Origin of the sequence: Pedobacter sp. FW305-3-2-15-E-R2A2 (assembly GCF_038446955.1) — a bacterium.
In the GTDB taxonomy this organism is placed as follows: Bacteria; Bacteroidota; Bacteroidia; order Sphingobacteriales; family Sphingobacteriaceae; genus Pedobacter.
Genome location: NZ_CP151803.1, coordinates 3,729,278 through 3,752,629, shown reverse-complemented (window position 1 = coordinate 3,752,629; position 23,352 = coordinate 3,729,278). Strand labels below are relative to the sequence as shown.

19 protein-coding genes are annotated in these 23,352 nt (G+C 41.3%); 14 read left to right on the top strand and 5 right to left on the bottom strand.

Going from position 1 to position 23,352, the window contains the following annotated elements; translation table 11 throughout:
• Nucleotides 1-189: 189 nt before the first annotated feature.
• Nucleotides 190-1,131, bottom strand: a complete 942-nt coding sequence (locus AAFF35_RS14880; RefSeq protein ID WP_342333308.1) for a sulfite exporter TauE/SafE family protein — start codon at nt 1,129-1,131, stop codon at nt 190-192.
• A gap of 213 nt (nt 1,132-1,344) precedes the next feature.
• Here AAFF35_RS14880 and AAFF35_RS14875 point away from each other — a divergent pair, with 213 nt between their 5' ends.
• Complete coding sequence (locus AAFF35_RS14875) at nt 1,345-1,710, top strand: chorismate mutase (RefSeq protein ID WP_342333307.1); 366 nt, start codon at nt 1,345-1,347, stop codon at nt 1,708-1,710.
• Nucleotides 1,707-2,687 (top strand): hypothetical protein, encoded by a 981-nt coding sequence (locus AAFF35_RS14870; protein ID WP_342333306.1) that lies wholly within the window; start codon nt 1,707-1,709, stop codon nt 2,685-2,687. The genes AAFF35_RS14875 and AAFF35_RS14870 overlap by 4 nt, the downstream gene beginning before the upstream one ends.
• Before the next feature lie 18 nt (nt 2,688-2,705).
• On the opposite strand, the gene AAFF35_RS14865 is transcribed toward AAFF35_RS14870, so the two are convergent.
• The 3 genes from AAFF35_RS14865 to AAFF35_RS14855 form a co-directional block, all read right to left on the bottom strand.
• A complete protein-coding gene (locus tag AAFF35_RS14865; RefSeq protein ID WP_342333367.1) occupies nt 2,706-4,070 on the bottom strand; it encodes an MATE family efflux transporter in 1,365 nt (454 codons plus the stop codon).
• Nucleotides 4,071-4,135: 65 nt separating this feature from the next.
• The gene (locus AAFF35_RS14860) at nt 4,136-4,762 is read right to left on the bottom strand and encodes an ATP-binding protein (protein WP_342333305.1); all 627 of its coding nucleotides are present in this window, start codon (nt 4,760-4,762) and stop codon (nt 4,136-4,138) included.
• A gap of 24 nt (nt 4,763-4,786) precedes the next feature.
• A complete protein-coding gene (locus AAFF35_RS14855; RefSeq protein ID WP_342333304.1) occupies nt 4,787-5,272 on the bottom strand; it encodes a DUF4442 domain-containing protein in 486 nt (161 codons plus the stop codon).
• Between the two features lie 80 nt (nt 5,273-5,352).
• On the opposite strand from AAFF35_RS14855, the gene AAFF35_RS14850 reads away from it, so the two are divergent.
• The 8 genes from AAFF35_RS14850 to rpiA all read left to right on the top strand — a co-directional run bounded on the left by AAFF35_RS14850 (nt 5,353) and on the right by rpiA (nt 16,572).
• A complete protein-coding gene (locus AAFF35_RS14850; protein WP_124586600.1) occupies nt 5,353-5,661 on the top strand; it encodes a phosphoribosylpyrophosphate synthetase in 309 nt (102 codons plus the stop codon).
• A gap of 140 nt (nt 5,662-5,801) precedes the next feature.
• Nucleotides 5,802-7,022, top strand: coding sequence for an MFS transporter (locus AAFF35_RS14845; protein WP_342333303.1), 1,221 nt, complete (start codon nt 5,802-5,804; stop codon nt 7,020-7,022).
• An 81-nt stretch (nt 7,023-7,103) separates the two neighbouring features.
• Nucleotides 7,104-8,000 (top strand): oxygen-dependent coproporphyrinogen oxidase, encoded by an 897-nt coding sequence (gene hemF / locus AAFF35_RS14840; RefSeq protein ID WP_342333302.1) that lies wholly within the window; start codon nt 7,104-7,106, stop codon nt 7,998-8,000.
• A 131-nt stretch (nt 8,001-8,131) separates the two neighbouring features.
• Nucleotides 8,132-10,759 (top strand): DNA gyrase subunit A, encoded by a 2,628-nt coding sequence (gene gyrA / locus AAFF35_RS14835; RefSeq protein WP_342333301.1) that lies wholly within the window; start codon nt 8,132-8,134, stop codon nt 10,757-10,759.
• A 23-nt stretch (nt 10,760-10,782) separates the two neighbouring features.
• The gene (locus tag AAFF35_RS14830) at nt 10,783-11,871 is read left to right on the top strand and encodes a tetratricopeptide repeat protein (protein ID WP_342333300.1); all 1,089 of its coding nucleotides are present in this window, start codon (nt 10,783-10,785) and stop codon (nt 11,869-11,871) included.
• Nucleotides 11,872-11,954: 83 nt separating this feature from the next.
• On the top strand, nt 11,955-13,103 hold the full coding sequence (locus AAFF35_RS14825; protein WP_342333299.1) for a hypothetical protein: 1,149 nt from the start codon (nt 11,955-11,957) through the stop codon (nt 13,101-13,103).
• A gap of 98 nt (nt 13,104-13,201) precedes the next feature.
• Entirely contained in the window at nt 13,202-15,874 is a 2,673-nt protein-coding gene (locus tag AAFF35_RS14820; RefSeq protein WP_342333298.1) for a glycoside hydrolase family 2 TIM barrel-domain containing protein, read from the top strand.
• Nucleotides 15,875-15,876: 2 nt separating this feature from the next.
• On the top strand, nt 15,877-16,572 hold the full coding sequence (gene rpiA, locus AAFF35_RS14815) for a ribose 5-phosphate isomerase A (protein ID WP_342333297.1): 696 nt from the start codon (nt 15,877-15,879) through the stop codon (nt 16,570-16,572).
• A gap of 151 nt (nt 16,573-16,723) precedes the next feature.
• Here the strand turns inward: rpiA and AAFF35_RS14810 are convergent, their stop codons facing one another.
• A complete protein-coding gene (locus AAFF35_RS14810; RefSeq protein ID WP_342333296.1) occupies nt 16,724-17,509 on the bottom strand; it encodes an NIPSNAP family protein in 786 nt (261 codons plus the stop codon).
• 178 nt (nt 17,510-17,687) lie between these two features.
• Here AAFF35_RS14810 and AAFF35_RS14805 point away from each other — a divergent pair, with 178 nt between their 5' ends.
• From AAFF35_RS14805 to AAFF35_RS14790, 4 genes are all read left to right on the top strand, one after another.
• Complete coding sequence (locus AAFF35_RS14805; RefSeq protein ID WP_342333295.1) at nt 17,688-19,094, top strand: S41 family peptidase; 1,407 nt, start codon at nt 17,688-17,690, stop codon at nt 19,092-19,094.
• Nucleotides 19,095-19,355: 261 nt separating this feature from the next.
• Nucleotides 19,356-20,501 (top strand): hypothetical protein, encoded by a 1,146-nt coding sequence (locus AAFF35_RS14800; RefSeq protein ID WP_342333294.1) that lies wholly within the window; start codon nt 19,356-19,358, stop codon nt 20,499-20,501.
• A gap of 182 nt (nt 20,502-20,683) precedes the next feature.
• Nucleotides 20,684-22,843: an FUSC family membrane protein gene (locus tag AAFF35_RS14795; protein ID WP_342333293.1), complete on the top strand. Its 2,160-nt coding sequence runs from the start codon at nt 20,684-20,686 to the stop codon at nt 22,841-22,843.
• 51 nt (nt 22,844-22,894) lie between these two features.
• Entirely contained in the window at nt 22,895-23,305 is a 411-nt protein-coding gene (locus AAFF35_RS14790) for an organic hydroperoxide resistance protein (RefSeq protein ID WP_342333292.1), read from the top strand.
• Nucleotides 23,306-23,352 lie beyond the last annotated feature (47 nt).

Below are 23,352 nucleotides of genomic sequence, written 5' to 3'. Positions count from 1 at the left end.
TACTGTCAGCAAATTTATTCTTTTATTTGACAAATCGCTAATCTTTTGAAAATGAGTTATTCACCGATTTTATTTCCATGTTTTATGAACGATATCATTAGCTATTTTATCTAGAAATATTTAATGATAAATAAAATGATTGCCTTAAATAATGCAGGTTATGATTACTTAAGGCAATCCAATGTCTTTTTAAATTAACTTGTCGATAGAATTCCAGATAATTCTAATGCTGGACAGGATGACAATCACGGCAACACCGATAAACATTTTCTTAATCGGAAGCTTCCCAACCAGGCGGGCAGCGATGGGTGCAGCAGCAACACCGCCAATGATTAGGCCCAATATAGATTGCCAATGACTGACGCCGAGAATAAAGAAAAAGGTAATGGCACTGGCCATCGTCACAAAAAATTCCGTTAAACTCACCGAGCCAATCACATACTTGGGCGTGCGTCCTTTAGAAATCAGGGTAGAGGTAACCAAAGGTCCCCAGCCACCACCACCAAAAGAGTCTAAAAATCCTCCGGCACCTGCCAGCCAGCCGGCCCGTTTTACTTTTTGGGGTTTTGGTTTTTCCTTAAAGGCATTACTTAGGATTCGAATACCGAGGGCGAGGGTATATATAGAGATCACTGGTCTGATGTACTGAGAAAAAGCTTCTCCGGCATAACCCAACAATATTGCCCCTGCAATTGCACCCAATACCCCAGGAATCAGTAAAGTCTTAAACAGCTTTTTATTCACATTGCCAAAACGATAATGGCTAAAGCCTGATGCGCCGCTGGAAAACATTTCTGCGGTATGGATGCTGCCGGAGATGACGGCCGGATTTAATCCTCCGGATAATAATAAAGTCGTAGAAACGACACCATATCCCATTCCAAGCGCACCATCTACCATTTGAGCAAGGAAACCAACCACCAACATCCAAAGAAACTTTTCGTCCATCTGTCCGTATAGCTCTTTTCCGAAAGTGAGGACGGTTTCATAACTCAGGAAGGAAGCAATGGCAAATCCGATAAACACAGCCGCAAGAAGGAAAAGACACAGGTAAGCAATACGCTTCCACTTTTTTTCCTGAGACCTGCTGTGCTGTAAGGCCATACCAATATCGTTGTCTTGTAAACTCATTATTGTTGTGCTATTGAAAATTTATTTAGTCATCTATTAAGGGTAATGGCGACAATTCAGCTGGTCTCTCAGGTTACGCAAAATGTCTATAGAATTAGTAGGCAATATTATATTAACTTTCTGAATAAACAAAATTATTCAGAAAGATTCTACCGTTTTTCTTTGATATTGCCCCAATTGTCCCTTAATTAGGGCTTTTAATCTACCTGTTTTATGATGAAATCAATTTATTTAAGCGGTCTGACTTTACTGACCTGTCTGCTGTTTTCCGGAGTTTCTTATGCACAAAGCGGCGATGCAACCCTGGCTTTTCACCGAAAAAAGATCGATTCCCTGGATCAGAAATTGATCGCGGTTTTGGCTGAACGGGAGCGGGTGGTGAAAGAAGTGGGTATTTATAAGATGAAAAATAACATCCCTGCACTTCAGAAAGGACGCTTCAGGCAAATCCTGGAAAAGAACATCAAAATGGGAGCGGAGGAAGGCCTTTCTGCAAAATTGATCACCAGCGTGATGAATGCCATTCATGAAGAGAGTTTAAGAATAGAACGTGCCGTAAAAAAGGAAGAGACCCCATGAAAAGAATCAGTTTATTAGCAGGAATACTGTTGTTTAATCTAGCGGTGCACGCGCAAAAAAGCGCATTTCCTGGTCACTATAACGGATCGAAGATGGAGATTGCCCAGGAAATCATGATCCTGCCGGACGGTCGGTTTTTGTTTTCCATGAGCTACGGATCTGTAGACCGGTTGATTGTTGGGAAATGGACAGAAACAGGAGGGAAGCTGAGCTTAAAAGAAGAAAAAGCGGTAGCTGATCCTTTCCTCATCTTTGGCAGACACGACAGTAAAGCTGAAAAAGGGAAACTTTTTACCTTTAAAGGTTATGCCGAAAACACTTCAGTTAGCTTGAGTTTGGAAGATGCTTTTGATGCCAACAGTTTCCAGCTTTTACACCTGAGGGACCAGTCGACTTTTAGCCGGAGCAATTCCTTGAATGTGACTTCCAAACCGGTAAATAAGTTCTTCCTTTCTAAAGGCGTTTACGGCCCCTCAGAAGAAGATAACAATGTGGTATACACATTTATACCTCCCGCCGACTGGAACGATCTGATCTTGTATTACAATCCCCAGGCAGAAGTGCCTCCGGTTAACCTTCAGGCGGTGTTAAAAAACGATAGCCTGTTTTTAGCGGAAGAAGGTGGGGAAGAAAGCTATTTTGCCGTAAAAAAAGAATTGTCTAAGGAGGTCAACCTGGCCAAGTTTGACAGCTATTTTTTAAATGCAGGTGTCCCGGATTCCTTGTCTTTACCCGACAGTACCGGAAATCGCCATACTTATCACCAACTAAAATCGACAGAAAACTTTCAGTCAAAGTTAAATATTCCTGATCATGAAGCTTATTTTAAAAGAGAAGATGAAGCCGGAGATTCAGTAATCGATCAGGTTCAGACGACTCCTGTTACAACAGAGGGAATCAGTATACCTCCGCCGAAAGCGATGACTCCTGCCAAGCAAAAAAAGACTAAAAGACCAGTTAAGAAAAAGGCCCTTTAAGGGGCCTTTCGTTTATGATTAACCTGTTTTTGAAATCAGCAGGCGGGTTTTATTTTGAAACCTGAAAAACAGTAGGATAGAAGCGGTCAGCAGGCCAAAAGTAAGGCCATACCAGATTCCATTTACCCCTAAATCAAGCTTAATGCCCAATAAATATCCCAATGGGATGCCAATTACCCAGTACGCAAGAAAGGTGATGAAGGTGGGAACATTGACATCGCCAATTCCCCTTAATATCCCTAATCCGACCACCTGAGTACCATCAAACAATTGAAAGAACCCGGCGATAATCAGTAACTGCGCGGCAATATTGATCACAGCACGATCTTCTGTATAGATGTAGGGAAGCAGGTTATTGGCCACAATAAATAAAATCGCCGTCACACTCATAAAGAGAATGATCACATGATAACTCGCTATTGCGGATTGTCTGAGGTCATTGAAGTTTTTCTTTCCAAAGTTGTTTCCGGTTTTTATGGTGGCTGCAGAAGCAATCCCACTGGCCATCATATAGGTAACTGAAGCGAGGTTAATCGCAACCTGGTGCGCGGCTTGTTCTACCGCACCAATTGTTCCGATCAGGATGGCTGCACCACTGAAAGCGCTGATCTCAAAGGAATACTGCAGGGCCACAGGTGCCCCGATTTTGACAATTTTAAGGGCCCTCACTTTATCAAAGAAAGTCAACTTAAAGCTTTTGATATAGGCTTTGAAATATGGAGACCTCATCACGTAGATGGACATCACGATCGCCATCAGACAGCGGTCGATCAGGGTACTTAAACCAACTCCTTTAACACCCATAGGCGCAATTCCAAACATTCCTTTCACGAAAATGATTCCGAGAACGATGTTCAGCAGGTTTCCCCAGATGGAAACAAACATGGCCTGTTTGGTAAACCCCAGGCCTTCTGCAAACTGTTTGAAAGTCTGGAAAATCATCAGCGGGATAATGGAGATGGCAAGGTAGCCCAAATAAGGCTTGGCATAAGCAACGACTTCAGGAGATTGTCCGATGTGGTCAATCACGAGCAACGTACCCAAATGGACGAGACCATAGAGTAGCAGCGAGGTCATGAAGTTGATGATCAGACTGTTCGACAGGAGTTTCCCGCATTCTTCGTAGTTTTTCCTTCCGTTTTCCTGAGCCATCAATGGCGTTAAACCGTAAGAGATTCCCATTCCTATCACAAGAATGAGCATGAAAAGGCTGTTGACAAGTGAGACTGCCGCCAGTTGTATCGTTCCGGCAAAATGCCCAACGATTACACTATCAGCTAAATGGACAAGCGTATGCCCCAACTGTGAAACCACAATAGGCATAGCCAGACGTAGGTTGTCTGAATAATAAGGTTTATATTTTGAATAAAGTTTACTAAGCATTTTTGCAAAAGTCGGCATTTCCGACTTCATTTTTAGGCGATGTAAAATAATTTTACATCCAGTTGTTATTGTATTGACGTGAAATATTCTTCCTTTTCAGAGGAATGAGGTTGAATCAGGCCGCTAATGATCAGACTAACCAACACTTTTTGTGCTTTTTTATAGGAGCTCCGGGTGATCTTACTGAACTCTTTCAGGGTAATCCGGCCTTGCTGACCAAGGTATTCGAAGAGCTTTTTTTCATCGTCCCGGTAACTGATCAGCTGTCCGTTGGGATCACCACTTTTTTTGATCACGTCGACAATGATTTTACTGGCCAGTAAGCTCTTATCCTGCACCCTGAAATAGACCCACCATTTTTTGTTTTCGTCTAAAGCGTAATGCGGTTTCGTGTCGCTTGGATGGATGGTCACAACGAGAACCAGTTTATCGTCCACGTAAATCTCCTCGAACTCGGGTTCTATCGCCGGCCGGCAAAACTGATGCGCAGATTTGGTAATCATATACCGCTCCTCATCTTCGGATTTTACCCCTTTGATGCTGCCGTCGTCGGCCACCCCAATGAGCAATTGCCCGCCTTTATTATTGGCAAAAGCAACGAGGCTTTTGGCAATCTTTTCATTGCTGTTAATGGTTTTCTTGAAATCCAGGGTAGTTCCTTCGCCTTGCAGGATGAGTTTCTTGATATTCATTGGACTGTGACTTAAACATACAATTTAATAAGCAATGCGTGGTTGTTCCCCCTGATGCAGGTTTCGGACATACACTTCATTCATAACCGTTGCACAAAGCTCGCCCTGCGCATTGGTGATCTCCATCGGGTAAGCTTTTACAAATTTACCCGCAGTATTTAACGCTTCAATAGCCTCATTCAACATATCGTCGCTAACGGTGATGCTGAAAAATAAATCTCCCCGTCCTGGTTTAAGGTATTGAATCGAAGCACTTTTTAACCAGACTCTGACTTTAAATCCTTCTCTCTGAAGCAACTGATCAAACAGCAGGGCATAAAAAGGATCTGTAGCGGCATAAATGGTCCCTCCAAAGATGGATCCGTTATAATTTTTATTGAAAAGGCTTTTATTGATCTTTACATCCACTCCCCGAAAACCTTTATGGAATTTCTTTACCCATATACGCTGGAACAATAAAGGAGGGTAAAAACAAAGGCCCCATTTAAGGGTTTTTTCTGATACAACCATGATGCTTAAATATCAGAAAGTTTATTGAACTATGAAATTTTTATATGGTTACTAAAGTAATTTTTTAGTAAATTAGGGATATGTATGTATATGACACCGTTACCGCCGCCGTTTCAGATCTCGAAAAAAGAGGTTATGAATATGATTTCACTTTAGGGCCTGATTATATCGAATGCAAGGCAATCGATATGCAGCTGATGCCGGAAGAGTTTGAGATTGATGAGTTCTATCGTTTTGAAGGAATGAATGATCCCGCAGACAGCGCGGTCATCTATGCGATCTCTTCGCCTGTGGGCAACCTGAAAGGGGTGATGATTGATGCTTATGGCGCTTATGCGGAAAACGTTTCTCCCGAGCTGCTGGATAAATTGAAAATGCACCACGACTAAAAAGCAATAAAAAGATACTTAAAAAAGGTTTTATAAGGAATGGCCAGGTCTGATGATCTGGCCATTCTGCATTTAAATCGGAATATTTTTCCCGGGTAATTAAATTTGTTTGTACTTTCAGTCCACCAACAAACCTCCAAATGACTACTGAAAACAATAACAAAAGCGTATTTCTCCTGGTGCTGGTCGCAGCTCTTGGTTATTTTGTCGACATCTACGACCTTCTTTTATTCCTGATCATAAAAAATAAAAGCCTGGCTGCGCTGGGTGTTCCTGCCGATAAAATCACGGAAACCGGACTGAGCCTGATGAACTGGCAAATGGCTGGCTTACTGATCGGCGGATTTTTCTGGGGAATTCTGGGGGATAAAAAAGGACGTTTATCGGTACTCTTTGGCTCTATTCTGATGTATTCTATCGCCAATATTGCCAATGGCTTTGTAACGAGCATCCCAATGTATGCGGCATTACGTTTTATCGCCGGTATTGGGCTCGCAGGAGAATTGGGGGCGGGTATCACTCTGGTATCTGAGAGCATGAGCAAAGAAAAGCGGGGTTATGGAACGATGCTGGTGGCGGGAGTAGGCCTTAGTGGTGCCGTAGCGGCTTATCTTGTCGGTGATTTCTTTGCATGGCGCAATGCTTTTTTCATTGGCGGAGGACTGGGCATATTGCTCTTATTGCTGAGGATCGGCGTTTTTGAATCCGGAATGTTTAAGAACATGGCAAAAAAGGAAGTTTCCAAAGGTAATTTCATGATGCTGCTGACGAGGAAGAGAGGGTTTAAATACCTGAACTGTATTTTAATTGCGGTGCCGGTCTGGTTCGTAGTAGGGATCCTGATCGGAATTGCTCCGGAATTTGGGAAAGCTTTACATGCAAAAGAATACCTTGACAATGGAAAAGGAGTGATGTTTGCCTATATCGGGATTTCTCTCGGAGACTTCCTGACGGGTGCGCTGAGTCAGGTTTTTAAAACGCGTAAGAAAATCGTATTTATATTTTTGACACTCACCTTTGGCAGCATGCTGTTGTACTTGCTGAGCAGTGGATGGACGGCTACCAACTTCTATATTTTCTGTTTATGTACGGGAATCTTTACCGGATACTGGGTGGTATTTGTAACCATGGCTGCTGAGCAATTCGGCACGAACCTGAGGGCTACGGTAACGACGACTGCGCCAAATATGGTGCGGGGTTCATTGATTCTGGTGACGATGCTGTTCCAATGGCTGGCAGTAAGTATGGGGATGGTAAATGCAGCGCTATGTGTGGCGGTAATTACCGTAGGTATGGCGTACATTGCCCTTTATCACCTGGAGGAAACTTATGGACGGGACTTGAATTTCATAGAGGAATAGTGTCAAAAAAATGTACTATCTCAACTTTTGGGATGGCAGCGCTTTTTTAAAGGTTAACTTTGAGCTTAAGTTTTAAAGAAAATGGGGTTTAAAGATAAAGTAGTTGCCGCTTACCAGAAAATTCAGGATACGATTTGCGAAGGTCTGGAACAGGCCGACGGAAAAGGACGTTTCGAAGAAGAATTATGGAGCCGCGACGGCGGTGGCGGCGGCAGAACCAGGATTCTGCAGAATGGAAATGTAATTGAAAAGGGCGGCGTGAATTTCTCCGCTGTACACGGTAAATTACCAGAGGCTATTAAAAAGGCTTTTAAGATCGAGAGTGATGATTTCTTCGCTACAGGTGTATCTATTGTCATGCACCCGAATAATCCTTTCGTGCCCATCATACATATGAATATCCGCTATTTTGAGATGGATGATCAGACGAGGTGGTTTGGCGGAGGCATAGACCTGACCCCGCATTACGTAATTGATACGGATGCAAGGTTTTTCCACCACTTACTGAAACAAACCTGTGATGAGTTCGACAGTGGTTTTTATCCTAAGTTTAAGACGCATGCGGACGATTATTTCTTTATCAAACACCGGGAAGAAACGAGGGGTGTAGGTGGTATCTTTTACGATAAACTGAAGCCAGAAAATACAGGGATGGATTTTGACAGGTTACTGGAATTCTCTGAGGCTGTAGGAAATACCTTCCTGCCTGTATATACAGAGCTGATCGACAGAAACAGAGATGCCGACTTTAGCGCAGAAGAACAGGAATGGCAATACCTGAGAAGATCCAGGTATGCGGAGTTTAATCTGGTCTATGATGCAGGAACAAAATTTGGCCTGGAAACCAACGGGAGGATTGAATCCATCCTGATGAGCCTTCCTCCAATGGCGAAATGGGTGTATAATTATCAGCCAATTCCCGACAGCCCTGAAGCTTACACCCTGAGTAAGCTGAAAAAAGGCATTGAATGGGCTTAATTCGCCTTTTTATACCCGAAATTTATACGACAAAATTTTTCCACAATGCGCCTTAATGGCGCATTTTTTATTAAATTCGCAAGGTTATAAGAATACCACGTTTAAATCGTTCTTAGGGAACATTACTATTTATGGCAGAAGATTTAGAAAATCAAGAAAACGACAAAATAATTAAAATCAATATTGACGAGCAGATGAAGTCTGCTTACATCGATTATTCGATGTCGGTTATTGTATCAAGGGCTTTACCCGATGTTCGTGATGGATTGAAACCAGTACACCGCCGTGTTTTATACGGTATGCTTGACCTGGGACTTGCAAATAATAAACCTTATAAAAAATCTGCCCGTATTGTTGGGGAGGTATTGGGTAAGTATCACCCGCATGGTGACTCCTCTGTTTACAATACCATGGTGAGGATGGCTCAGGAATGGAGCTTAAGGTACCTGATGGTGGAAGGACAGGGTAACTTTGGATCGATCGATGGTGACTCTCCGGCAGCAATGCGTTATACGGAGGCCCGTTTCCAGAAGATCGCAGAAGATATGCTTGCGGACATTAACAAGGATACGGTAGATTTCCAGTTAAACTTTGATGATTCCCTGCAGGAACCAACGGTTCTTCCATCGAAAGTTCCAAACTTACTGATCAACGGATCTTCAGGTATTGCAGTAGGTATGGCAACCAATATGCCACCGCACAACATCACTGAAACCATTAATGCAACGATCGCTTATATCGAGAATAACGAGATCACGATACCGGAACTGATGAAACATATCAAAGCACCGGATTTCCCTACAGGCGCCATTATTTATGGTTATACCGGAGTTCAGGAAGCTTTTGAAACAGGTCGAGGACGTATCGTAATGCGTGCGAAAGCAGAGATCGAAACCAATAAAGACCGCGAAACCATTATCGTTACTGAAATACCTTATCAGGTAAATAAAGCAATGATGATCGAACGTACTGCTGAACTGGTAGGTGAGAAAAAACTGGAAGGAATTTCTAACATTAAAGATGAGTCGAATAAGGATGGTATCCGTATCGTTTACGAAATTAAACGTGATGCGAATGCTTCTATTGTATTGAATAACTTATTCAAGCAAACGGCCTTACAGACCTCATTTAGTGTGAATAATATCGCGCTTGTCAACGGCAGGCCGCAAATGTTAAACCTAAAAGACCTGATCCGTCACTTTGTGGATCACAGGCATGATGTAGTGGTCCGCAGAACCAAGTTTGAATTGGCAGAAGCGAACAAAAGAGCACACATCTTAGAAGGTTTACTGATCGCTTTAGATCATTTAGATGAAGTCATTAAATTAATCCGTAGTTCTGAGACTCCTGAGGAGGCAAGAACGGGCTTAATGGAGAAATTTGGTTTGAGTGATATTCAGGCCAGAGCCATCTTAGACATGACCTTACGCAGGTTAACAGGACTGGAACGCGATAAGATCAAGGATGAGTACAATGAGTTGATGAAACTAATTGAACATTTACAGGCGATCCTGGATTCAGAAGAGTTAAGAATGCAGATCATTAAGGATGAGTTGGTGGAGATGATGGAGAAATACGGAGATGAGCGTAGAACTCAGATCGTACATTCTGCAGAAGACATGAGCATGGAAGATTTTATCGAAGATGAAGACGTAGTGATCACGATCTCTCATGAAGGATATATCAAACGTACTCCGGCTACAGAATACCGTACTCAGGGTAGAGGTGGTAAAGGTTCCAAAGGAAGTGATTCGAGAAATGAAGATTTTATCGAGCATTTATTGGTGGCTTCAAACCACAACTATATGTTGTTCTTTACAGAATCAGGACGTTGTTTCTGGTTAAGGGTTTATGAAATCCCTGAAGGATCAAGGTTGAGTAAAGGTAGAGCAATCCAGAACATCATCAACATTCCTAAGGAAGAGAAAATCAAAGCATACATTAAGGTAAAGAACTTGAAAGACCAGGAGTATCTGGAAAACAATTACATTATCATGTGTACTAAAAAGGGAACGATTAAAAAGACCTCTTTAGAAGCGTATTCAAGACCTCGTGTAAATGGTATCAATGCGATTAACATCAACGAAGGAGATCAGTTATTAGAAGCGAGCTTAACAACCGGTTCAAGTGAAATCGTTATGGCTTTACGTTCAGGAAGGGCAATTCGTTTCAATGAGGAGAAGGTTAGACCAATGGGCAGAACGGCTACAGGTGTTAGGGGAGTTACCCTTGCGCATGACCAGGATGAAGTAGTTGGCATGATTGCTGTTGATGATCCGAATGTAACGATATTGGTAGTTTCAGAAAAAGGTTACGGTAAACGTACTGATATCGAAGATTACCGCGTTACTAACAGAGGTGGTAAAGGTGTTAAAACCATTAGCGTTACGGAGAAAACCGGTGCTTTGGTAGCCATCAAGAACGTAACGGATGCAGATGATTTAATGATCATCAATAAATCCGGTATCGTCATCCGAATCGTGGTAAGTCAGTTGAGGGTAATGGGAAGAGCAACTCAGGGTGTTCGTCTGATCAACCTGAAAGGAAACGATGAAATTGCTTCAGTAGCTAAGATTGAGCATGAGGATGAAGAGGTAGAAGAAGCGTTGGAACTTGATCTGAATGGCGAAAGCGTAATCGTTACTGATGCTGTTGCAGCAGAAGAAATTGTTGCAGAAGGTGAAGAAGCAGAAGAAATTGAGGAGGAAGAGGAAGAAGCTGAAGAAGAAGACGACGACACTGAAGAAGAAGAAAAATAAATTTTTGACCATAAATTAACAAGATGAAAAAAGTACTTTTTAGTATGTTATTGGTAGGTGTAGCCACCTATGCAAATGCGCAAAAAAGTGAAGTAAATGAAGCGAAGAAGGCATGGGCTCTTTTGGCGATTGCTAAATCAGAAACTTTAGCTGAGAGCCTTAAAACGCTTAGTACAGGCTTAGCGCACACAGACAAGGCAATTGTCCATGAGAAATCTAAAGGAATGCCTGAAGCATGGTCTTACAGGGCTTTGTTTGCGTCCAGAATTGCATTGGTAGACTCAGTAGATATCAATAATGCTAAAGCAAATCAGAAAATTGCAGAAGAAGCAATTGTTCAGGCTAAAGCGGTAGATACTAAAGGGGATGAAAAAGACAACATTCAACAGGCTGAAGTAAACGTGAGCAACGCGTTGAGAAACAGAGCGATCTTTGCTTTTAACAAAAAGGATTTCGCTGCTGCTTTAGATGCTTTTAATGAGATCACAGCTAAAAACCCTCAGGATACCTCTATGTATGTAAATGCAGGAGTAACGGCTAAGGAATTGCAAAACTATCCTGAAGTGGTTAAAAACTTCAAGAAAGCAATTGACTTAGGTTATAAAGATTCCAAGGTGCTTTACTCTGAAATCGTAAATGTTACTTTCGATAAAATGAAAGATAGCGTAGCAGGTTTAGCAATTTTGAAAGAAGCAGGAAGCAAATTCCCTGATGATTCTTATTTTATCGGTCTGGAAACTGACCTTTACATTAAGTCAGGTGACATCGCTAAATCTCAGGAGATGTTAAATAAGCTGATCGCTAAAGATCCTAAGAATGCCATCTATCAATATTTGATGGGCGATACTTATTACAAACAAGCGCTTGCAATACAAACGCAAAGAAATGCTTTAGATCCTAAGAAAACTAAAGAATTCAATGCACTTGGTGCAAAAATGACTGGCCTTATTGACCAATCAGTTCCATTTTATAAAGCAGCTTTGGCATTAGATCCAAAAAATGAAAATGCATTGGAAAACCTAAAGATCATTTATGCATTTAAAGATGATAAAGTGAACTATGAGGCTACCAAGAAAAAATTAGATGAATTAAAAGCAGCAGCTAAACCTTAAGCGGTTGAATTGCGATTAAAAAGGAGGGGTAATTTTTATCCCTCCTTTTTTTTTATAAGTTTGTAGGCAGAACACGTTTTTATATGAGGAAGATCTATTTATTTAATGCTGCATTTCTGATTTTATGGAGTGCCAACCCTGTTTTTTCACAGACAAGTCAATTACAGATCGCCAGAAACAGCGTAGGAAAACTGCAAATTGCTATCGGGAATAAGGAGGATGAAAAAAAGCAGTTAAGTATATTAGGAGAAGGAATTAAAGCAGCAGAGTCTGCTCAGAATGATAAAAAAACCAGGAAATGGCCGGAAACATGGGCCATCAAGGCTTACCTGAGCTCTTACGTTTCGATCATAGATACAGATGTACCCAATTCCGACAGGTATTATAACCTGGCCATTGAGGCCATAGACTCGGCAAAAAGACTGGATAAATTTCAGGCAAATTCCCAGTTAATATCGGCTTCAATCTACAATGTCAACATCAAGAAGCAGGAAAAAGGCAATACAGCATATGCGAACAATGATTTCTTAGCCGCTTATGAGCTGTTAAAGGAAGTCAGTGATTTTTTTCCAAAGGATACCACATTAGCCATTAATACCGGACTGGCTGCCCAAAATATTCAGTCTTTTGATAAAGCTCTTTTTTATTTTAAAAGAGCAAAAGACAATGGCATCAAAAATCCGGTTGTATTTCAAAAGCTGACTGGCATTTATGCTTCAAAATTTGAACATGAACTGGCGGTAAAAACCCTGGAAGATGGGATTAAAGTTAATCCTTATAATGTTTTTCTGACCAATGATTATATCAATCTGTTATTGGATACGGAAAAATATAACGAAGCCATCAGGGTTATAGAATCTACTTTAAAAGTGGAAACGAACAACAAGTTGTTGTATTTCCTTTATGGGTACTTATATCAGAATAATGGGAATAACAGTACTGCAGAGCTGGCCTATAAGAAAGCATTAAAGATAGACGAGAATTATTTTGATGCGCTTTATCAATTGGGACTGGCCTATATTAACTCCGCCAATGAAGCCCTGAAATCCAGGAAAAGCGAAGGAGCAGCTACATTCAGTTCCTTTATCAACCGGGCGGAAGTAGCCTTGTTACAAGCGCATGAAATCAATCAGAATGATAAACCCACCGTTCAGCTGCTGATTGACATTTATACGCGAAAAAACAGACTGGATAAAGTTCAGGAGCTTAAAAGTAAGCTGGAAGAGTTTTAATCCCCGGATATAAATATTTTTTGTTCGCACTTAAAATATTTATATCTTGATTGCATTCTATTGAAACGTTTTAGCATTAACATAAACTAGCTGATTTCATGATGCAATTCAACCGCTATACCGCATTTTTAGGTCTTATGATGCTGTGGTGTCTAACCATGGCCCAGGCTTCCGCTCAAGAATACTCCACTGCACTTTCCGGGCCTTCAAAACAACGATATGAGTTAAACAGTGGCTGGTTGTGTAAAAATATAAAAGAAATCAGTGGGAGTGGAGCAGAATTGTCCCGTTCAGGTTTTTCGGTTGAAAACTGGATGCCTGCTACGGTTCCCGGCACGATATTGACCACCTTACTGAATAACAGCAAAATTCCTGATCCTTTTTATGGAATGAACAATACAAAAATTCCGGATGTATACCATACTGGAAATGATCACTATACGTATTGGTTCGTTAAGGATTTTGAGGAAAAGGCCATTGGAAATGAACAGGTCTGGCTGGAATTCAGAGGTATAAATTATAAGGCGGAAGTATTCCTGAACGGCAAGAAAATAAACAAGGAAAAACTGGAAGGAATGCATTTGCGCCACCAGTATAACATTACCGGACTGTTGGCGCCCAATGGACATAACCGCCTGGCGGTCATCGTATCTCCACCGGATTTCCCCGGAGCACCTAATGGCGGACAAGGTGGAGATGGTACAATTGCCCGTGGATTGACCTCCCAATATACGGCAGGCTGGGATTGGATTCAGCCAACCCGGGACCGGAACACCGGAATCTGGGATAAAGTAAGCATTGAAAAGACCAGGATGATCAACCTGAAAAACCCGCACATCATCACACTTGTGCCTGGAAAGCGTCTTCCTGAAGGACCACAACAGCCAGCAGTGATCAAGGTTTCTGCAGAGCTGGAAAATCCAAGATCAAAGACAGTGCAGGGTTTTCTGCAATATAAACTCGCCGGTCAGCTGATTCGTAAAGCAGCAACACTATTACCCAATCAGACCACAACAGTGTCTTTGCCAGATCTGACATTGCAAAATCCAAAGCTCTGGTGGCCAAATGGGTATGGAAAGCAAGATTTATATGCGCTTAAACTGACTTTTGTATCGAATTCAAACGAATTGCTGGATGAAGAAAATATCAATGTCGGCGTGCGACAGATCGACAACATCTGGAATGAGCACACCCGAAGCATGGGGGCCTATGTTAACGGACAGAAGATATTCATCAAGGGTGGAAACTGGATCATTTCGGATGCTATGCTTCGTTTCAGTGATGCGCGTTATGACGCAGAGATCCGGTATCACAAAGACATGAACCTGAATCTGATCAGGATATGGGGTGGCGCAATTACAGAAAGACCAGAATTTTACAATGCCTGCGATAAATATGGTTTACTGGTATTTCAGGATTTCTGGTTCAGCGGAGACTGTAACGGACGTTGGGAAGACCCGATGAAAAAAGACGACCAGTGGACAAGACGAAACTATCCGGATAACCATAACCTTGTGCTCACAGCAGCAGCTGATCAAATAAAAATGATCAGAAACCATCCTTCACTGGCATTCTGGTGTGGAGGGAATGAAATTACACCTCCGGATGATATTCTGCTTCCTTTAAGAGATGAGATTCTGCCCAGACTGGATGGCACACGGAAGTTTTTTGATTTCTCAAACAGCGATGAAATGTCATTTAATGACCTTGGAGGAAATGGAGACGGACCATATGGCATTCAGGACCCAAAGAGTTTCTGGGGAAACAGAACCTTTCCTTACAATTCAGAAGTGGGCTCTGTAGGTGTTGGAGATTATGTTTCTCTTCAACGGTTCATCCCTGAGGAAAACCTGAGCGCTCCACAGTTTAAGGGTAAAGTGGATTCTGTTTGGAATTACCACAAATATATTGGATATGATGAACACCTTGATCCTTATGGAAAACCTAAAGATGCCAAAGATTTTGCGATGAAAGCGCAATTGGTAAACTATGAGCAGTACCGGGCCTTAATGGAAGGCTATTCTTCACATATGTGGGATTGGTATACAGGTTCCATCATCTGGAAAACGCAAAATCCATGGACTGCGCTTCGTGGACAGATGTATGATTATTACCTGGATGTAAACGCCTGCTTATACGGTTTAAGAAAAGGAGCTACCCCTTTACACATCATGATGAATCCCTTAGACAGCATGGTCAGTGTGGTTAACAATGGTTTTAGCACCCGTCGTAACCTGATGGTACAGGCGAGCGTATATGATATGGAGGGGAAGAATTATTTTTATAGCCAGGTTTTTAATGAAGTAGGCGCATCTTCAGTAAGAAAGCTCTTCAAAATGGATCAGTTCCTAAAAAAGCTGGATAAAAAAGAAGGTGTATTTGTTTTGTTGCGTATTTTGGATGGTCAGAAAGCCATTCTCAGTGAAAATATTTATTGGCTTCCGGGAAAAGATGGAAACTATAGTGGTCTGCAGCATATGAAAAATGCAGCATTGGAAGTCAAGGCAACAGTCCTTGCCAAAGGTAAAATAGCGGTTAGCCTGAGCAATGCCGCCGGGAATCCGGTCGCCTTTTTTAACCGTATTGCCCTGATTAATAAGGAAACAGGCAAGCGGATTTTACCGGCTTTCTTTGATGATAATTATGTGAGTGTTTTACCCGGAGAAACAAAGAAAATAACAATTGAGTACACCGATGATGTGCCTGGCTTAAAGAAAGCGATAGAAATTTACGGCTGGAACGTACAGGAGCAGAAAATAGAAATTAATTAAGCATGACAGATTATAAGTTGATAGCAGCAGAAGCTTGTTTACAATTCCTTAAACCAGGACAAACCATAGGAGTGGGGGCTGGAAGCAGTATTTCCCATCTGATCGGATTCATCAGTGAGCAACCGGAATTGTCGGAAAGCCTGGTTTTTGTGTCTTCCTCTTTTAAAACGAGAAGCTTATTACAGAAGAAAGGGCTCAAAGTGACCTTATCATCGATGATCAACGAGCCATTGGCGGTTTATTTTGACGGTTGCGACCAATTTGATGAAGAACTGAACGCCTTGAAAAGCGGCGGTGGCATTCATACGAGCGAAAAAATCCTGGCCAGTATGGCGGAGGAATTTATTTTAGTCGGAGATGATTCAAAAATGGTGTCAAAACTCGACCATACGTATCCTGTAGTGGTAGAATTGCTTCCAGAAGCGCTGACCGCTGTGCTGAATCGCTTGAAATCAGATTATCCGGGAGCAAGTATAAAACTTCGGACCAGTGAGCAAAAAGATGGTTTAGTGATTTCTGACAATGGAAATCTGCTGGCAGATGTGCTTTTTGAAGAATTACCGGAGATTTCTGCGCTTAATTCAAATATAAAAATGATTCCCGGAGTTGTAGAACATTCTTTATTCTACAAGATGGCAACTAAGGCCGTTGTAGCTGGTAAACAAGGAATCAGAATCATTACTCGCGATAAAATATAACATTTTTTATATAGGTGTACAGGCATCTGGATAAATGCGGTATACAGGGTCGTGGGGCAGGTCTTCAATATACTACTTAACATAATGTTAATTATGAGACAATAATGGTACCGGGAATATAGCCTGTGATTTTTCTTGAATAAGGATAAAATTAGACCTGCGAATATGATGTGGGAACCAAAAACGTATTGCTAATTTTAGAAATGGTATTAGCGTACTGAGGATCTGATACCAATTTTTTCCATTCAGGATCCGCTACAAAAGCTGACCATCCTTTATTACGTTCTTCCATACTGTCACAGGTGATCAGATACGTGAGTCTAGGCAGTTTTTCGCCAGCGATCACTTCGCCACAGAATACAGGATTCAATTTCGCCCTTTGAAAAATGGGAAATTCTCCGTCATGGAACATTTTAATCTTTCTTCTTACGGCATCTTCACTATAGCCCTCATACGTTCTTAATTCAAATATTCTGGATTTGCCTGTGGGAATAACGATTTTAGGCCAGCCATCAAAGGCAACCATTAAAGAAGAAGAAAAACGACTGTACAGTGATTTATCAGCAGATATGCTGTGGTATGCAGTGCTATTTTTAATGTAATCTGTGTCCGCTTTGATTTTCGCATTTACGGAAAGATAGTTTTCAACGGAAGAAAAAGTGGTCAGTAAATAAAATTTAGCAGGTTCTGATGGCGTCAATTCCTTAAAGACTCCAACTTCTTTTACGCCAAATTTGTTCAATGCAGGAATCAGCGCTGTTTTAAAATAATTTTCCAATTGTCCCTGGTCAGCTCCAAAGCGCATTTCATATTCACGCCATTCATATATTTCTTTTTGTGTGGTTTGCCTATCCCCTGCCGCTATTACAGGGTTGCTGGCTACTGCTATACCTGCGGTTGCCACGAGTGAGGATTGGAGGAATTTCCTGCGTTGCATATGGATTATAATTTTGATAAGTGAATTGATTCGTATGATAATGTTTTCAGAACAAGCGACTTAGGTATAATAAATATAGATATAATATTCCAATCAGAAAGTTTAGTTTTGCGAAAATATTTGATTATTTTCCTGATAAACTGCAACGAAAAGTTTCAAACGGTGTCTTATTATGTAGATGATAAATTTCCGATCCACTTTCAGTATCTGCCTGCTCTTAATCAGCTTCTGCGCTAATGCTCAGCAAAACTCCGAAAAACTTCTTAAAAACACCAGCTGGATTCAGGATGGTTATGATAGATGTTTAAAAATTGCTGATTCGACTTATACCTATTATAACATCAACAGTGTAGACTGTAAAGTTTTAGTTGAAGGCAAATTGAGCGAAAGGTTCAAAATTGTTTCATTAAAGAAAAATGAACTGATTCTGAATCCTGGGGGGATTGTAAACTATGTTTTTAGGCGGGTTCAGTCTTTGCCTCCTGTATGTAGTCATCCTGTTGCTCCTACAAGTTCGTATGAAAAGAATTTTACGGTTTTCTGGGAAACCTTTGATCATAATTATGCCTTTTTTAAAGAACGAAACTTGAATTGGAAGCAAATTTATGATGAATATTTGCCAAGGGTAAAGAAAATAAGCACTCAAAAAGAATTCGCTGATATTCTGGTAGAAATTGTCAAAAAAATAGGCGACGGTCACATCAGGCTGGAAATTCCGGAAGCGCTGAAAACGAAAGTAGCAACCGCTCCCGGAATCAAGCCCGAAACTCCAATCATCAAACGTTTAGCAACTGATGTGATAAAGGACTTGCAAGATACTTATTTGGAGGACCTCCATTCCTATAATAACGGCGTGATCAGCTGGGGAAAGTTAAGAGGCACAAGGATCGGTTATATCCTTATTAAGGATATGAACGGTTTCGCTAACTATGTTTCTGAATCTGAACAGCTGCTCCCCAATTTTGCAAAAAATTACGACAAGATCAAAGCATCCAGACCAGCACTCGATCAATTTGAGGATGAAGACCGGGGTGTTAAAATGGTCATGGGGAAAATCTTATCTGACATTGGGCCATCTGATTCCCTGGTGATCGATCTTCGTTTCAATGGTGGCGGATTAGAGACAGTAGCTTTAAAGCTGCTGAGCTATTTTGTGACGGAAAGTAAACATGTTCTTTCCGTAAAAGCGAAAACGGCTCTAGGCAGCACAGCGATACAGAAATATGTTTTGCAGCCAACAAACCCTGGTTATAAGGGTAAAGTTTACCTGCTGACAGGTCCCAATACCGCGAGTGCGGCAGAAATTTTCGCCCTGGCTGCACGCCAATACAAGAATATCAAAACTGTAGGTTCGAGGACTGCCGGGATCTTCTCAGAGATATTATGGAAAGAACTTCCCAATGGATGGGAATTTAGCCTGTCTAATGAAACTTATACTGACCCAAAAGGAAAAACTTACGAAGCAACAGGCGTTCCGGTAAGTTACGAAATGAACTACCCAAGGAATCGACGGGACTTCTACAACGATTTCTATATGGGAAATCGCTTTATCGACCTTGCGCTGGACAAAATCTCTGAAAAATGAGCAAAAAGGCCTGATTTTATCGACTGAAAATAAGGCCTTTAGCAGCCCTATCCAAAATCCTCAACCTATAGCCCCTACTCTATCCAAAAACCACTTAAATCCACTGTTTATAAATTGTTAACTTTATAATGAAGTTTCTCTATTTATTGATATAATTTATAAGATTTATATTTATTAAATAATAAATTATATAAATTGTATATTATTTGGTATTTTTCATTTTTATTAGAAAATAAATACACAAATCATTCTTCTTCCTATATGAAAGCCTACCATTTTCTCTTTTTTACATTAATAGCAATGTCTATTGCCTGTAAAAAGGCTTCTAAGCTGCCGGAAACGGGTACCCCACCAGTTGTAGTCGTACCAAAGGACACCACCAAAAAAGATACAACTAAAGTTATTGCTCAGCCAAAGCGCTTAAAGATCGATTCCATTCGTAAAGATCTGGCCCGAAAATTCAGAATCAATATCCTTTCCGACAGTGTCTGGAGAGACAGCACCGGGGTCAGTTATCTCGTTGAATTGATGGAATATCTAGATGACGCGGTCATTACCTTGGGCCCTTTAGCTGATGATAGTCAGATATTTGCGGGTTCATTGGTTAAAGGCAAGTCAATAGCTGATTTTAGCTTTAAACCGTTAACAGGATATGCACTGGCACCATTAGATGTACTACCCAGCGATTGGACCTTTGATATTATCGACAAGATGCAGGTGTCAAAGAAAACAATGGATGATTATCTCCAGAAACAAATGAGTCGTAGTGGCACCCGACAGATCTCTCCAATGTATGTGAGCGATGGAGAAGCTTTTGTGAATTATGCGGAAATCTCAATCTACCAGCGCTATGCCTGGGATTTCTCCAACCTCTTAAATCTCAAAGCAGGAGAAATCCGAAGAATTAAGAAGAAAACCGGATTTTTTTCTGTAGCGGATTTGTTCGCCTTTGATATTGCGACGCATACCTCGGAAGAAGGCAACTTCTTCGCTCCAGGTGTGAATCCTGCCAGTGTTCCGGATGAACCGATCATAATCAGAGTGGTATCTTACGGACGTGCAGCAACAATTGCAATAGAATCCGATGCTTCATTTGACCAGGTAAAAGCAGCATTTAATGGCGCAAGAACAAAAAATCTAAGTGCTGATCACCGAAGCTTGCTTCAGAATGCAAAAATTACAACTTTCGCTCGTGGTTTTAATGCCAACGATGTGAATCAGCTGAAAAATTTAAAAGGTGCTGAACTGGTGGAGAAATATTGTGCAATGGTTGGACCTGCGGCCAGCACCATATCGCCGAAAGACTATGGTGCTCCCATAAACATGATGATTACTAAAGTTGATAAGAACAATAATTCATTTCACAAAATCCGCTTTAAATACCGTTTCGACTTTCCGATTAAGTAATCTTAAATGTAGAAAAACATTCGTATTCCCCGGGTAATCATTATCCGGGGAATACTTTTTTTAGACCAGAGCTAAACGCGCTTAATTTTCTGACAGGTTTTTGTTATTTTGCATTAAACAAAGTTTTAAGCAAATTTCGCAAATCATGGCATAATTGATGATTATACCACTAATTTTACGCTATGTTTAATCGTCCGGTCAGAAGTATTCAGGATTTCTTATTAAGTACATATTTTGCTGATGGGCTTCGGATTACTTTTGGTGTGCTCTGCCCCTCCCTCATTCTCGCTCAATTTGGCATGCTTCAATATGGAATGACCTTATCCTTAGGTGCTTTGTGTGCCAGCATCGTAGATACTCCGGGGCCGATTGTCCACCGAAGAAATGCAATGCTCATCACCACTGCCCTGATCTCGATGATGTCTATTTTGGTAGGCCTGACAAATGCCAACGTCTATTTCATTGGCACACTGCTGTTTATCCTCAGCTTCGTCTTTTCGATGTTTTTCGTCTATGGGTTGAGATCGGCGGCTATTGGAACAGCAGCATTGCTGGTTATGGTGCTTAGTATTGATGACATCAGGCCCTGGAAGGAGGTTTTAGTCTTTGCTTTACTCATTTTCACAGGCAGTATCTGGTACACACTGCTGAGCTATTTTGTCTACAGGATCCGGCCATACCGATTGGTGCAACAGACACTCAGTGATTCTATCCATGAAATCAGCGAATTTCTGCGTGCGAAGGCGAAATTTTATCATCAGAATACCGACTACGATGAGAACTATGCAGACCTGCTGCAATTGCAGGTTCTGGTACATGAAAAACAGGATGCCGTTAGAGAAGTATTGTTCAAGACCAGGGAGATTGTAAGAGAGTCTACTCCGGAAGGCCGTTTTCTCCTATTGGTATTCGTAGATATGGTGGATCTTTTTGAACAGGTCATGTCTACCTATTATAATTATCAGCAATTGCATGACCAGTTTGATGAATCAGGAATTTTAGTCCACTATGAGGCGGTGATCAGGAAAATTGCAGCAGAGCTGGATGAAATTGCATTTGCACTTAAAACAGGTGGTACGCCTAATCCGCCTACTGCCCTGATTGAAGATATCTCTAAGCTGAGAAAAGAAATCACCGATCTGGAAAACAAGAATATCGATGGCAAATACAATACACTAGGTATCATTGCCCTTAAAAATATTGAAGTCAATATTGAAAATATCCTTGCCAGGGTAAGAACCATCAACGGGTACTTCAATAAAAAAGAAAAGAAAAATCTCAAAACCAGGGAGATTGATGTAGAGCGTTTCATCACCAGACAGCCTATCGATTTAAAGATCCTATTGGAAAATTTAACCTTTAGCTCTTCTATTTTCAGGCATTCCTTAAGGGTGGCGATCGTGATGCTGATCGGCTTTGTAGTAGCCAGGTTATTGAACTTTTCCCATAGCTACTGGATCTTACTCACCATTCTGGTGATCTCCAAACCAGGCTTCAGTCTTACCAAAAAAAGGAATTATGAACGGCTGATCGGAACTGTGGCTGGTGCGTTTATAGGGATGGGCATTCTGGTCTATATCCACGATAAAAATACGCTCTTTATCATTTTGCTGTTTTGTATGATTGGCTGTTATAGTTTTCAGCGGAAAAATTACGTGGTCAGTGTCTTGTTCATGACGCCTTATATTCTGGTGCTTTTTGATTTTCTCGGCATGGGCGGATTGTCCGTCGCAAGGGAAAGAATTTATGATACCCTGATCGGCTCAGGAATTGCCTTGCTGGCGAGTTATTCTTTATTCCCCAACTGGGAGCATCAGAAATTGAAAGAAGCCATGCTAGATACGCTGAAGGCAAATATGAACTATTTTGAGCAAGTCACCTTTTTATATGCAGACCAGGTGCACAACCTGACGAATTACAAGGTAGCGAGAAAAGAAGTTTATGTGACCACCGCCAATCTGGCTTCTCTTTTTCAACGCATGTTTTCCGAACCAAAGAGCAAGCAATTGCTGATGGCGGAGCTTCACCAGTTTACCGCTTTAAATCACCTGTTGTCCTCTTATGTGGCAACTTTATCCTTGTATAATAAAGAGCATTCCTATTTGATTAAAGATTTTGAAGACCTGAAACCGGTGGTCAACAATACCACCTATCTGATGAATCTTTCCATAGAGGTCCTGTCTAACCATACCAGTACGATTAGTAATGTTCCTTTAATCAGGCAGAACATCGACAATGAGCGCAAAGCGCAAGGCAATGAAATGATCATTCACGAGCAGTTCGATCTCATCCAAAAAGTGGCTTATGATATCTTTAAGCTCTGCGAAAAAATTAAAATCTAAAACTTTAATTCCATTAGGATTGTTGTTTCTCTATTAACAGCATTTTAAATTATGGAAAAAATATATACCGCATCCGTTACCGCAAAAGGTGGACGTGATGGTCATATCAAATCAAGCGACGGAACGATAGAATTCGATTTAAGAAAACCAAGAGAAATGGGTGGACAAGGTGGAGCCACCAATCCGGAGCAATTGTTTGCCGCTGCCTGGGGTCCTTGTTACTTAGGTGCATTGGGCGCAGTAGCGGCACATGACGGTGTTGATGTTTCAGAAGCGACAGTAGAAGTTCATGTATCCTTCAATAAAGACGACAATGCCTTTGTATTGTCTGCAGACCTGGATGTACACATTCCCGGAATCACGACAGAAGAAGCGCAGAAACTGGCGGATAAAGCGCATCGTGCCTGTCCGTACTCTAAAGCAACAAGGGGGAATATTGAAACCCGTGTAACGGCGATCTAAAAACCTTCATAAAAAAAGAACCCGGATCATCATGATCCGGGTTCTTT